The sequence below is a fragment of the Pandoraea capi genome, assembly GCF_902459735.1.
Classification (GTDB): Bacteria; Pseudomonadota; Gammaproteobacteria; order Burkholderiales; family Burkholderiaceae; genus Pandoraea; species Pandoraea capi.
In genome coordinates, this window is sequence record NZ_CABPRV010000004.1 from 64,322 (window position 1) to 77,908 (window position 13,587).

Here is a 13,587-nt window from a genome sequence, read left to right on the forward strand (position 1 = left end):
GAAAACAGCGCTAGACGCGTCACCCGATAAAAAAGCCCGCCGGAGGATGACCCCGGCGGGCTTTTTTACGACCTGGCGCAGCACGCAATCATGCTCTCGCGCCGTCGATACCTACTGAAACGCGGCGACGCTCGAAACACGCCTCAGTGCGATGGCCCCTTGCCGCCATGCTCGCCATCGGGCTGATGTTCGAGCGTCTCCTTGAGGGCGATCTGCAACTTGGCGTGCATGCGCACGAACCAGCTTCGCATGATGACCGCCAGCACCAGCGTGCCGACAACGATCAGCGCAATCATTTCGGTCGACGGCAGAATGCTCGCCGACAACGCTGCCAACAGCAGGATCACGCCGACCATGGCGGCAATCGGCAGGATCTCGGCCACCACGCGTCGCACCTGGAACGTGTAGCGACCGGTCAGGCTCGGCGGCACCGACAGCTCCACGAGCAGCAACGACAGCGACTTGAGCTTGCGATACACCGCGATCAGGAACGGCAGCGACAGCACCAGCGCCGCGCCCCAGACCACCGCGCTTTGCAGGCTCGGATCCGACACCCACGGATTCATCAGATCCGCGAGGCGACGATAGAAGAACGCGCCGCCGAGGAAGATCGTGACGACCAGCGCCAGGTTGATTGCTACGCTCACCACGATGCGTCGCACGATGGTCACGATCGCCGCGCTGTCACCCGTCAGTTGAATGCTTTGCAGCCACTGCGTGTACTGTCCGAGCACGTAGGCCAGACGCCCCGGCATGGCGCGTCCCAGCCAGCCGGTCACCGGATCGGCGCTCTTGATGAGGTACGGCGTGAGCAGCGTGGTGATCACCGAGACGGCCACCGCAATCGGATACAGGAAGTCGCTGGTCACCTTGAGCGAGAGCCCGAGCGAGGCGATGATGAACGAGAACTCACCGATCTGCGACAACCCCATGCCCACGCGCATCGACGTGCGGCCGTCCTGCCCCGAGAGGTACGAGCCCAGCCCGCACGAGACGATCTTGCCCACGACCACCGCCACCGTGATGACCAGAATCGGCCAGACGTACGTGACGAGCACATTCGGGTCGAGCAACAGCCCAATGGTCACGAAGAACACTGCGCTGAACATGTCGCGCAGCGGCGCGACCAGACGCTCGATCGTGTGCAACTCCCGCGCCTCCGCCATGATCGCGCCGATCAGGAATGCGCCGAGCGCCACGCTGTAACCCATCTGGATCACAAGCAGACAGAAGCCGAAGCACAGGCCGAGCACGACCACCAGCAGCATCTCGTCGCTCTTGAACTTCGCGACGTAAGCCAGAATCCGCGGCACCAGCAAGATGCCCACGACCAGCGACACGACCATGAACAGCAGCAGCTTGCCCAGCGTGAAGGTGGCTTCGCCGGCATCGACCTGACCGCTGATGGCGATCCCCGAAAGCAGCGCGATCATGCCGATAGCGAGCACGTCTTCCACGATCAGTACGCCGAAAATCAGTTGCGCGAAGCGTTCGCGCTTCATGCCGAGTTCGTCGAGCGCCTTGACGATGATGGTGGTCGACGAGACCGCCAGCATGGCACCGAGGAAGATCGAATCCATCGCCTTCCAGCCGAAGAAACGGCCGATCTCGTAGCCGAGCCAGAGCATCAGCACGATTTCGGTCAGCGCCGCGACGAACGCCGTCACTCCAACGCGCGCGAGCTTGCGCAGACTGAATTCGAGGCCCAGCGAGAACATCAGGAACACGACACCGAGTTCGGCAAGGATCCCGATGGTCTTCTCGTCATGTATGAGAGCGAACGGCGGCGTATATGGCCCGATGATCACGCCCGCCACGATGTAGCCGAGCACGACCGGTTGCCGGAACCGGTTGAAGATGACCGTCACGATGCCTGCCAGCAGCATGATGACGGCCAGATCCTGAATGAAGTCGATGGCGTGATGCATCCGATACGTTCTCCCCGCAGCGCCTTGCGCCGATATTGATGTTCTTGACCCCACGCCGGTGACGCGCCGCGTCTTCGGAGAAGCCGCAGCGATGACACGAGGCGTGATGCTTGATGAAGGTGGGAAGCCGGTCAGGTTTGCCCCTGCCGGCTTGATAGACGTTGCGTTCGTATGCCCGGGTTCCGGACGAGCCTGCTGCCGAACCCCGTGATTTGCTGCATTCCTCCAACCCCGCGGAGGACGCCGGTTCGCACACCGGAACAGCAAAACACGCAAATATTCGGTCAATCCGACGGCTGACTACTAGCGCCGAATCAATATACGCGATGCCCTGACACGCGCGCAACCCAAGATTGACGGGGCTTTTCATAAAAAATTCCCGTTTTTCACCACATCGTCAGAAATTTTTCTTCTTGATTTTTGTCGATGCTCCTTGTGAAATATCACATAAATATCAATTGAATTTCACTGACCGCCGCGATTGGCTATCCATCGGCTGTCCAGCGGTCTTTTCAGGAGTTGTGGACGTATGAGTTCCCGTTTGTCACTGATGGTGTCCGGCGACGGCGCCCCCGTGCGCGTCGATGTCCAGGTCGACACGCTGATCATCGCCGGCTGGGCCGGGCGCGATCAGGACGCCGTCGAGCATCACATTGCCGAGCTGGCGGCACTGGGCGTACGCCGGCCGTCGAGCACGCCTTGCTTCTACCGGCTCGCCCCGGCACTGCTCTCGCAGGACGACGCCATCGACGTCGTGGGCCAGACCAGCAGCGGTGAAGCCGAGTGCGTCCTCGTGCGGCACGGCGACGACCTGTTCGTGAGCATCGGTTCGGATCACACCGACCGCGAAGTCGAGGCCTACGGCGTGACCGTCTCCAAACAGGTCTGTGCCAAGCCGGTGGCTCGCGAGGCATGGCGTTTCGCCGACGTCGCCGCGCACTGGGATCGCCTGACGATGCGCTCGTGGGTGACGAAGGACGGCGAGCGGCGCCTGTATCAGGAGGGCAATGTGGACGGCCTGCTGTCGCCGCAGGAATTGATGGCGAAGCTCGGGCCGCAAGGCTTGCCGGCGGGCGCGGCCATGTTCTGTGGCACACTCGCTGCCATTGGCGGCGTGGCCGGTGGCGAGCAGTTCGAGATCGAGCTGCACGACCCGGTCCTCGGCCGCACGATCCGGCATTGCTACGCCACCCGGGCGCTGGCGATCGCCGACTGACCGCCCCCATCCGATGCCCAACGACACCGCTTTCGAGTCCCGCGCTTCTCACATCGCCACAGACGCCGCCGCAGCCACCCTCGCGCCGCCCGCCACCACGGACGGCCGCAGCCTGACGGAACGCGCCTACGAAGCGATCAAGCACGACATCATCACGTTGCGTCTGCGTCCGGGCGAAACGCTCAACGAAGCGCAACTGATGCAGTCGACGGGACTCGGACGCACGCCCGTGCACCAGGCAATGCACCGTCTGGCGCTCGAAGGGTTGTTGGTCATCCTGCCGCGCAAGGGCGCGATGGTCTCGCCCGTCTCGCTGAACGATGCGCTCGAGATCATCGACGTGCGCATGATCAACGAGACGTATTGCGTCGAACTGGCCGCGCGTGCCGCCACGCCAGACGACCTCGCGGCCATTCACGCCGTGCTGAGGCGTTCGCGTGAGGCCATCGCCGCGCGCGACGTCGCGGCCATGATGCGCATCGACCGCGACTTCCATCTGGCGATTTCGCGCGCCTCGCGCAACCAGACACTCGCCGAACTGCTGCGCGGCCTGCACGAACGCTCGCTGCGCTTCTGGTTTCTCGCGCTGTCCACGCCGAGCCATCTGGAAGGCGTCTATGAAGAGCATCTGGAACTGTACGAAGCGCTGGCCGCCCATGACGGCGAGCGCGCCCGGCGGGCCATCGCCCGTCACATCGAAGAATTCCGCACCCATATTCTGAAAGCGATCTGACCATGAGCACCGACGCCATCGATCTGCAACGCCCCCTGTCCGAACTCGCCGCCGCGCTCGACGCGGGCCGCACCACCAGCCGCGCCCTTACGGAGCAGGCGCTCGCGCGCATCGCCGATCCCGCCGGTCAGGGCAATGTCGTTTTCACGCAGGTCGATGCACAAGCCGCCCGCGACGCCGCCGACGGGCTCGACGCGCTGCGCCGCGCCGGCACGCGCCTGTCGCCGCTCATGGGCGTTCCCGTCTCGGTCAAGGATCTGTTCGACGTCGCCGGTCAGGTCACGCGCGCCGGTTCCACGGTGCTCGCCGACGCAGCCCCCGCCACGCACGACGCGCTTGCCGTTGCCCGCTTGCGTCAGGCGGGCGCCGTCATCGTCGGCCGCACCAACATGACCGAGTTCGCGTTTTCGGGCCTCGGGCTGAATCCGCATTACGGCACGCCGCGCTCGCCGTGGCAGCGTGAAGCCGGCCACATCGCCGGCGGGTCCTCGTCGGGAGCCGCCGCTTCGGTCGCCGACGGCATGGCAGCAGTGGGTCTGGGCACCGATACGGGCGGCTCGATCCGCATTCCGGCGGCATTCTGCGGCCTGACGGGCTTCAAGCCAACGGCCTCGCGCACTCCGCGCGATGGCGCCCTGCCGCTGTCGACGTCGCTCGACTCGGTCGGCCCCATCGGTCGCTCGGTGGATTGCTGCGCGTGGATCGATGCGATTCTCGCCGGCAATCCGGTGGACGAAACCCCGGCCGCGCCGCGCAGTGTGCGCGGCATGCGTTTCGGCGTCTTGACCAACTTCGTGCTCGACGGCGCCGAACCGGCCGCCCTCGCCATCTACGAGCGCGCCCTCTCGGCGCTTGCCCAGGCCGGGGCCACGCTCGTCGAATTCCAGTTCACACCGTTCGACAACCTGCCCGCGATCAACCGCTTCGGCTTTTCCCCGATCGAGGCATATGCCTGGCATCGCAAGTGGCTCGCCGAGCGTGCAGACGGCTACGACCCCCGCGTGCTCGTGCGCATCCGCAAGGGCGAGCCTGCGGGCGCGGCCGACTATATCGACCTGCTCAACGCCCGGGCAGCGCTGATCGCAGCCGCCGTCCCCGTCTGGCAACGCTTCGACGCCGTGCTGTGCCCGACCGTGCCGCTCACGCCGCCCGCCATCGCCCCGCTCGAAGCCAGCGACGACGCCTTCACCGCGACCAACGCGCTCGTGCTGCGCAACCCCACGGCCATCAACATGATCGACGGCTGCGCCTTTTCGTTGCCTTGTCAGGCGAAGGGAGAAGCCCCAATCGGCCTCATGGTCAGCGGCGCACGCGGCGACGACGCGCGCCTCTTCCCGACCGGACGCGCCATCGAGCGCGCCCTGCGCTCGGCAGGTCTGGGGAGTTGACGCATCAAGCGTTGACACAAGACACGGGCGGGCGGTGCGCAACCGCATCGCACCGCCTGTCAGGGTCAATCCTCAACTCGCGAAGCGGGTGGCATCGGAACGTGCGCAACCGTCTGATTTTCGGACGAAAAGTTCCCTAATTTTTCGACTCACACACGCCCCGGGCTGGGGTTACAATCCCAGCCCAAGTGCCTGCTGCCCGGCGTCATGCGGGGATTCGCGGGATTTGTGATGGCCTACCGCCCGAAGTGAAATGAACGCTCAAATCGACCCGGCCCTGCGCCGCGAACGTCTGCTGTATCTCCTGCTCACCGTGGTTTGCCTCGCCCTGCTGGGCGGCGCACTGTACTTCCAGTACGTGCGTCACGAAGATCCGTGTCCGCTGTGCATTCTGGCGCGTTACGCACTGCTGCTGATCGCGATCTTCGGTCTCGTCGGTGCGGTCTCGCGGGGATGGGCAGGCATTCAGGTCGCGCGCGTGCTCGCTGCGCTGTCGGCCATCGGCGGCATGGCCGCGTCGGCCTATCTGATCTACGTGCAGGCCAATCCGATGGTGAGCTGTGGTTACGACGTGGTCGAAGCGTTCGTCGACGCGCTGCCGACCTCGCGCATGCTGCCGCAAGTCTTCCAGGTGCAGGGCATGTGCCAGACGATGTACCCGCCGATTCTGGGGCTGACGCTGCCGATGTGGTCGCTCGCCGCATTCGTGGTGATTTTCCTGGCGCTGGCGCTGCATCGCCCGCGTCGCGCGATTTCGTTGCGCTAAGGTTTGTCGCTCACGGCTTGTAACGCTGCCGCGACACGTTAAGCCACACACAACAACGGCCGTCAGCCCCTGGGGCGACGGCCGTTATGCTTTGGGCCACAAGCCTTGTGCTGAGACGCTATCGCGCTCAGGGCCGCGCCAAGGCAGGCGCTTCCGTTGCGCCGCTGCCGCCGCTCGCCGCGTCGAGTTCCGTCGCCACTTCGGCGATGCGTCGGCGCAGCCACGTCACCTCGGGCGCGGCGTGCGTGCGCTCGTGCCACAGTTGATAGAAGCGCATGGGCGGGAACTGGATCGGCGACGGCACCACACGAATCGGCAGATAACGCGCGTAATGCTGCGCAAACTGACGCCCCGTCGTAAACACCAGATCGGTGCGCATCAGCACGTACGGCACCAGCCCGAAGTAAGGCATCGTCATCTGGATATTGCGGCGCAGCCCCTGCTCGGCCAGATAGCCGTCGATGAAGCTCTGCCGCTCGGCGACGTAAGGCATCGGCGCGAGGTGCGGCAACTCCAGGTAGTGCTTGAGCGAGATGCCCTTGTTCGCGAGCGGGTGCTGCGCGCCGAGCATGCAGACGACCTCGTCGTCGAACAGCCGCGACATGTGCAACTGCGGCGGCGGCTCCAGCCAGTTGCCGATCACCACGTCGAGCGAGCCGTTTTCCAGCGCGCCCGCGTAGTCGAAGCCGGCATTGATCGGCTGGACATGCAGTCTGGCCGACGGTGCATCGCGGCGCAGCACTTCGGCGATGTTGGGCAGAAAGACGGCATCGAGGTAGTCGGGGGCGCCGAGCCGGAACGCCCGCGTGGTGGTTTGCGGCGCGAATTCGGTGGTCGGATGGGTAATGCGTTCGATGGCGGCGAGCGCGTCGGTGGCGTAGCCTAGCAGTTCCCGGCCGCGCTCGGTGGCCACCATGCCGCTCTTGCCGCGCACCAGAATGGCGTCGCCGGTGATCTCGCGCAGGCGACGCAGCGAGTTGCTGATGGCCGGCTGCGACTGCCCCAGCTTGAGCGCGGCGCGCGAGACGCTTTGCTCGGTGAGCAGCGTATGGAGTACCCGCAGCAGGTAGGCGTCGATCTGTTCGCGGGGTCTTTGCATGGGCGGGGGCGCTCTGAAGGCGTGTTGAACACCGGAAAACGGCAGGTTGAGCGGTAGTTTATGACAAGCACGGCTCATCGGGGCGCCCGAATAGCCATCATCATGGTGGCGAAATATTTCCCCCGTCAGCCGGTGCTATCTTCGGCTCATCCCTACGCCGGGCCTGCTCCATACCGCTCCTGCCCCGTCCACCGGGGCTTCCGGGCGATGACAAGCGATCCGGCACCCCTGCAACCCCACTGCACTACACTGAGAACCATGGAGACACAAGCCATCCGCTTCTTTTACCGCGGCAAGGTGCACGAGGTCACTGGCGAAGCCACGACCCGCACCGTGCTTCAGTACACGCGCGAAGACCTGCATTGCACCGGCACCAAGGAAGGTTGTGCCGAGGGCGATTGCGGCGCCTGCACGGTCGTGATCGGCGAGTTGGCCGACGATGGCAATGTGGCGCTGCGTGCGGTCAACGCGTGCATCCAGTTCCTGCCCACGCTCGACGGCAAGGCGCTCTTCACGGTCGAAGACCTGCGCGCTGCCGACGGCACGCTGCACCCGGTGCAGCAGGCGCTGGTGGACTGCCATGCCTCGCAGTGCGGTTTCTGCACGCCGGGCTTCGTGATGTCGCTGTGGGCCATGTATCTGAACCGTCCGGCCGACGCCGGCTGCCCGGGCCGCCGGGAAATCGACGACGTGCTGTCCGGCAACCTGTGCCGCTGCACGGGCTACCGTCCCATCGTCGACGCCGCACAGAAGATGTTCGAACTGCCGCGCCAGGCATTCGACCGGAAGGCGCTCGCCGAGCAGCTTCAGGCGTTGCAGCGCGGCGACACACTTTCGTATGAACACGACGGCCATGTCTTCCACGCACCGCGCACGCTCGCCGAACTCGGCCGTCTGCGCGCCGCCTACCCGGACGCCCGCATCCTCGCCGGCAGCACCGACGTGGGTCTGTGGGTGACGAAGCAATTCCGCGAACTGAAGCACCTCATCTACATCGGTCAGGTGGCGGAACTGCGCGAGATTTCCGAAGGTCCGAACGGCATCTACATCGGTGCGGGGGCCTTGCTCAACGATGCGTACGATGCGCTCGTCAATCACTATCCGGATCTGGCCGAACTGCGTCAGCGCTTCGCCTCGTTCCCGATCCGCAATGCCGGAACACTCGGCGGCAACGTCGCCAACGGCTCGCCCATCGGGGATTCGATGCCCGCGCTGATCGTGCTCGGCACGCGCATCGTGCTGCACCGCGAAGGCGTGGTGCGTGAAATGCCGCTCGAAGACTTCTACATTGCGTATCAGAAGAACGCTCTCGAAGCGGGCGAGTTCGTGCAGGGCATTCGCGTGCCGCTGCCGGGCACGGCGCAACGCTTTCGCACCTACAAGCTCGCGAAACGCTTCGATCAGGACATCTCGGCCGTTTGCGCCGCGTTTGCCGTCGAACTCGACGGCGACACCGTGCGCTCGGCGCGCATCGCCTTCGGCGGCATGGCCGCCACGCCCAAGCGCGGCAGCGCCATCGAGGCGGCACTGAACGGCCAGCCGTGGACGGAAGCCAATGTGCGCGCCGCCATGGCCGCCCTGCCGACGGACTATCAGCCGCTGTCCGACATGCGTGCGACGAGCGCGTATCGTCTGGCCGGCGCGCAGAATCTGCTGTATCGTTTTTTCCTGGAAACGCGCACCGACGCGCCGCTTGCGGCGCATGAAGTCAACGCGTTTGCCAACGTCTAACCGGAGTTGCCCATGAACACGCAAGTCGAAGGCTTCATGACGCAGACCGCACAGACTGCCGCCCAGGTTGGCCGCTCGCGCCCGCACGAGTCGGCCGAGCTTCACGTCGCCGGCGAGGCCACGTACACCGACGACATTCCCGAGCTGCAAGGCACTCTGCACTGCGCGCTCGGCCCGTCTCCCAAGGCGCACGCGCGCATTCTCTCGCTCGATCTCGACGCCGTGCGCCGCGCCCCGGGCGTGATCGCCGTGCTCACCGCGGCCGACATTCCCGGCGTGAACGATTGCGGCCCGGTCATTCACGACGACCCGATTTTCGCGGACGGTGTCGTGCAATACATCGGCCAGCCGATGTTCGCCGTGGTGGCCGAATCCCACGACGCCGCCCGTCGCGCCGCACGTCTGAGCAAGGGCGAATACGAAGACTTGCCCGCCATCCTCACGCCGCAGGCCGCCAAGGCCGCGGGCGCCGGCGTACTTCCGCCGATGCAATTGCGCCGGGGCGATGCCGATGCCGCGCTGCAAGCGTCGCCGAACCGCCTGAGCGGCACGTTCGAATGCAATGGGCAGGAGCAGTTCTACCTCGAAGGCCAGATTTCGTACGCCATCCCCAAGGAAAACGACGGCATCCACGTCTATTGCTCGACGCAACACCCGAGCGAAATGCAGGCGCTCGTCTCCCATGCGCTGGGCTGGCACAGCCATCAGGTGCAGGTCGAATGCCGTCGTATGGGCGGTGGCTTCGGCGGCAAGGAATCGCAGTCGGGCCTGTTCGCGTGCGTCGCGGCGCTGTGTGCCTCAAAGCTCAAGCGCCCGGTGAAGCTGCGTCTGGATCGTGACGACGACTTCATGATGACGGGCAAGCGTCACGGTTTCTACTTCGAGTATGACGTCGGTTTCGACGACGACGGCCGCATCACCGGCGCGAAGGTCGACATGACGCTGCGCGCCGGATTCTCGGCTGACCTGTCGGGCCCGGTCGCCACGCGCGCCATCTGCCACTTCGACAACGCCTACTTCGTGCCCGACGCCGATCTGCGCGCCCTGTGCGGCAAGACGAACACGCAATCGAACACGGCGTTCCGTGGCTTCGGCGGCCCGCAAGGCGCGCTCATCATGGAAGTGCTGCAAGACGCCATCGCGCGCCGTCTGGGCAAGGATGCGCTGGACGTACGCCGCGTGAACTTCTACGGCAAGACCGAACGCAACGTCACGCCGTACGGACAACTCGTCAAGGACAACATCATCCACGAGCTGGTCGCGGAACTGGAGCGCACGAGCGACTACCGCGCCCGCCGCGAAGCCGTGCGCGCGTTCAACCGCACGAGCCCGGTGCTGCGCAAGGGGCTGGCGCTCACGCCGCTCAAGTTCGGCATCTCGTTCAACGTGCAGGCGTTCAACCAGGCCGGTGCGCTGGTGCACGTCTACCGTGACGGCTCGATGCTCGTGAACCACGGCGGCACCGAGATGGGTCAGGGACTGAACACCAAGGTCGCACAGGTGGTGGCGCATGAACTCGGCGTCGACCTCTCCCACGTGCGGGTGACGGCCACCGACACGAGCAAGGTGGCGAACACGTCGGCTACGGCCGCATCGACCGGGGCCGATCTGAACGGCAAGGCCGCACAGAACGCGGCGTGGCAGATTCGCCAGCGTCTGGCCGCGTTTGCCGCACAGAAGTACGGCGGCTCGGCGGACGACGTGCGTTTCGCCAACGACCTCGTCAGCGCGAACGGCAACGACGTTCCCTTCCCCGACCTCGTGGAAGCGGCGTACTGGGCACGCGTGCAACTCTGGTCGGACGGTTTCTACGCCACGCCGGGACTCTCGTGGGACGCCAAGGCGATGAACGGCAACCCGTTCTACTACTTCGCCTACGGCGCGGCCGTCTCGGAAGTGATCCTCGACACGCTCACCGGCGAATGGCGTCTGCTGCGCGCCGATGTGCTGCACGACGCGGGCAAGTCGATCAACCCGGCGCTCGACATCGGTCAGGTCGAAGGCGCGTTCATTCAGGGCATGGGCTGGCTCACGACGGAAGAGCTGTGGTGGAACAAGGACGGCAAGCTCATGACGCATGCCCCCTCCACGTACAAGATTCCCGGCATCAGCGATTGCCCGACAGACTTCCGCGTGGCGCTGTTCGACAACACCAACGTGATGGACTCGATCCATCGCTCGAAAGCCGTGGGCGAGCCGCCGCTGCTGCTGCCGTTCTCGGTGTTCAACGCCCTGCGCGACGCGGTGGCCAGCGTGAACGACTATCGCGACGAGCCGGTGCTCAACGCGCCGGCCACTTCCGAAGCGCTGCTCATGGCGATCACCGAGTTGCGCACCCGGAGCGCCGCCTGATGCATCGCTGGGTTGACGTCGCCCACAAGCTGCTCGCGCGCGGCGAAGCGGCCGTACTGGTCACGATCGCGCGCGTGGAGGGCTCTGCGCCGCGTGAGGCGGGCACACATCTGCTTGTGACGCGTGAACACGTGTGGGAGACGATCGGCGGCGGCCATCTCGAATGGCGGGCGATGGATGTCGCGCGCCAGTTGCTGCGTCAGTACGGGCAGCAAGGCGCGCGCCACGTCGAGCGCTTTGCGCTCGGCCCGAGCCTCGGCCAGTGCTGCGGCGGCGCCGTCACCCTTGCCTTCGAAGTGCTCACGCTGGCCGATCTGGCCTGGGTGAGCGCCTTGCACAAGCGTCTGGCAGCCGGTCAGGCGAGCCTGCGCAGTGTGGCGTTCGGCGCACCGGGGGCAGACGCGGCGGCAAGTCAGCAGCAAGGCGGCCCGGTACTGCTGACGGCGCTCGACGCCAGCGAACCGCTCGCCCAACCGCACACGCTCACTCGCGACGCCGACGACGCCGCCTGCTCGTTCTGGCAAGGCAGCGACGGCTGGCTGTGGCTCACCGAGCGACTCGCGCCGAGCGACTTCCATATCGTGCTGTTCGGCGCGGGCCACGTCGGGCAAGCCATCGTGCAAGTGCTCGCCACGCTGCCGTGCCGCGTCACATGGGCCGACGAGCGTAGCGAGACGTTCCCCGAATCGGTACCGCCCAATACCGTCGTCGAGTCGACCGACACGCCGGAGGCCGTGGTGACCGAAGCGCCGCCGGGGGCGTATTTCCTCGTCATGACGCACAACCATGCGCTCGACCAGCGCCTGTGCGAGGAAATCTTCAAGCGCCGCGATTTCGCCTATTTCGGGTTGATCGGGTCGATGACCAAGCGTCGTCAGTTCGAACACCGCCTGCGCGATCGCGGCGTGCCGCCCGAGCGTTTCGAACAGATGATCTGCCCCATCGGTGTGGCCGGAATCAGCGGCAAAGCCCCCGCGACGATTGCGATTGCCGTCACGGCGCAGTTGCTGCGAGTGCGCGAACAGCAGATGCATCAGATGGCGCAGACCGCTCAGACCGCGACGCAGGACACCGGCATTTCGGCCTGACGATCTCGCGAACGTCACAGACGGCAACGCGCCCACGAGACCGGCGAGGGTCTCCGACGGTAGAATCCCGCCCATCCCCCTCACACAAGACACCCCATGCCACTCACGCCAGAACTCGCCAAGACCCTTTGCGCCATGCCCAAGGCGGAGCTGCATCTGCACATCGAGGGCACGCTGGAGCCCGAACTGATCTTCCGCCTCGCCGGGCGCAATGGCGTCACGCTGCCCTATCCCAGCGTGGAAGCCCTGCGCGACGCCTACGCCTTCACCGATCTCCAGTCGTTCCTGGACATCTACTACGCGGGCGCAAGCGTGCTGCTCACCGAAGATGATTTCTACGACATGACGCGCGCCTACATGACGCGCGCTGCCGCCGACAACATCCGCCACACGGAAATCTTCTTCGATCCGCAGACGCACACCTCGCGCGGCGTATCGATGGCCACAGTCGTCAACGGCATCGAACGCGCGCTCGCCGAAGCCGAAGCACAGCATGGCATTACGAGCCGTCTGATCCTGTGCTTCCTGCGCCATCTTCCCGAGGAAGACGCCCTGCAAACGCTGGAAACGGCGCTGCCGTATTTCAACAGCCACGGGCATCGTCTCGTGGGCGTGGGGCTCGACTCGTCGGAACAGGGGCATCCGCCCAACAAGTTCGCGCGGGTGTTCGAGCGCTGCCGCGCGCTCGGCCTGCGCATCGTGGCGCACGCCGGTGAAGAAGGCCCGCCCGAGTACATTCACGAAGCGCTCGACATGCTGCGCGTGGAGCGCGTCGATCACGGCGTGCGCGCCATCGAAGACGAGGCGCTGCTGGATCGCCTCGCGCGCGAGAAAATCGCGCTGACGGTGTGCCCGCTGTCGAACGTGCGTCTCAAAGTGTTCGACGACATGGGACAGCACACGCTGCATCAGTTGCTCAAACGCGGTCTGGCAGTGACGATCAACTCGGACGACCCGGCCTACTTCGGCGGCTATCTGAACGAGAACTTCCTCGCGACGTTCGACGCCCTCGACATGACGCTCGACGACGCTTACACGATGGCAAGGAATAGCTTCGAAGCCTCGTTCATCGATGACAGCGAGAAGCGCCGTCTGGTCGGTGAACTTGAGCAATTCCGCGCAGCGCACACGGCATAAACCGCCACCGCTAACCATTCCGCCAGTCAAACGCCCGAATCATTCGGGCGTTTTTTTAAGTGCGCGCGATCCGTAATGGTCGTAATAGCCGTAATGGCCGCACCGCGCGCGTCGCCACATTACCTGCCGATGATGTGGAACATTCCGCA

The 13,587-nt window shown here is 65.3% G+C and carries 10 protein-coding genes; 8 read left to right on the forward strand and 2 right to left on the reverse strand.

Going from position 1 to position 13,587, the window contains the following annotated elements:
• Positions 1–143: 143 nt before the first annotated feature.
• The gene (locus tag PCA20602_RS10360) at positions 144–1,928 is read right to left on the reverse strand and encodes a cation:proton antiporter (protein WP_150721171.1); all 1,785 of its coding nucleotides are present in this window, start codon (positions 1,926–1,928) and stop codon (positions 144–146) included.
• Positions 1,929–2,457: 529 nt separating this feature from the next.
• Here PCA20602_RS10360 and PCA20602_RS10365 point away from each other — a divergent pair.
• From PCA20602_RS10365 to PCA20602_RS10380, 4 genes are all read left to right on the forward strand, one after another.
• Positions 2,458–3,144 carry a DUF2848 domain-containing protein gene (locus tag PCA20602_RS10365; RefSeq protein WP_069344782.1) on the forward strand — a complete coding sequence of 229 codons (687 nt, stop codon included), beginning with the start codon at positions 2,458–2,460 and terminating at the stop codon, positions 3,142–3,144.
• A gap of 13 nt (positions 3,145–3,157) precedes the next feature.
• Positions 3,158–3,877 (forward strand): GntR family transcriptional regulator, encoded by a 720-nt coding sequence (locus PCA20602_RS10370; protein ID WP_150721172.1) that lies wholly within the window; start codon positions 3,158–3,160, stop codon positions 3,875–3,877.
• Positions 3,878–3,879: 2 nt separating this feature from the next.
• Positions 3,880–5,265, forward strand: coding sequence for an amidase (locus tag PCA20602_RS10375; protein ID WP_150721173.1), 1,386 nt, complete (start codon positions 3,880–3,882; stop codon positions 5,263–5,265).
• 253 nt (positions 5,266–5,518) lie between these two features.
• Complete coding sequence (locus PCA20602_RS10380) at positions 5,519–6,031, forward strand: disulfide bond formation protein B (RefSeq protein ID WP_150721174.1); 513 nt, start codon at positions 5,519–5,521, stop codon at positions 6,029–6,031.
• Positions 6,032–6,158: 127 nt separating this feature from the next.
• On the opposite strand, the gene PCA20602_RS10385 is transcribed toward PCA20602_RS10380, so the two are convergent.
• Positions 6,159–7,130: a LysR substrate-binding domain-containing protein gene (locus PCA20602_RS10385; RefSeq protein WP_150721175.1), complete on the reverse strand. Its 972-nt coding sequence runs from the start codon at positions 7,128–7,130 to the stop codon at positions 6,159–6,161.
• 258 nt (positions 7,131–7,388) lie between these two features.
• Between PCA20602_RS10385 and xdhA the strand changes: the two genes are divergently transcribed.
• The 4 genes from xdhA (at position 7,389) to PCA20602_RS10405 (ending at position 13,438) form a co-directional block, all read left to right on the forward strand.
• The gene (gene xdhA / locus PCA20602_RS10390; protein WP_150721176.1) at positions 7,389–8,861 is read left to right on the forward strand and encodes a xanthine dehydrogenase small subunit; all 1,473 of its coding nucleotides are present in this window, start codon (positions 7,389–7,391) and stop codon (positions 8,859–8,861) included.
• 12 nt (positions 8,862–8,873) lie between these two features.
• Positions 8,874–11,213 (forward strand): xanthine dehydrogenase molybdopterin binding subunit, encoded by a 2,340-nt coding sequence (xdhB, locus tag PCA20602_RS10395; RefSeq protein WP_150721177.1) that lies wholly within the window; start codon positions 8,874–8,876, stop codon positions 11,211–11,213.
• The gene (gene xdhC / locus PCA20602_RS10400) at positions 11,213–12,301 is read left to right on the forward strand and encodes a xanthine dehydrogenase accessory protein XdhC (RefSeq protein WP_150721178.1); all 1,089 of its coding nucleotides are present in this window, start codon (positions 11,213–11,215) and stop codon (positions 12,299–12,301) included. Before xdhB ends, xdhC begins: the two co-directional genes overlap by 1 nt.
• Positions 12,302–12,397: 96 nt before the next feature.
• On the forward strand, positions 12,398–13,438 hold the full coding sequence (locus tag PCA20602_RS10405) for an adenosine deaminase (RefSeq protein WP_150721179.1): 1,041 nt from the start codon (positions 12,398–12,400) through the stop codon (positions 13,436–13,438).
• Positions 13,439–13,587: the final 149 nt, after the last annotated feature.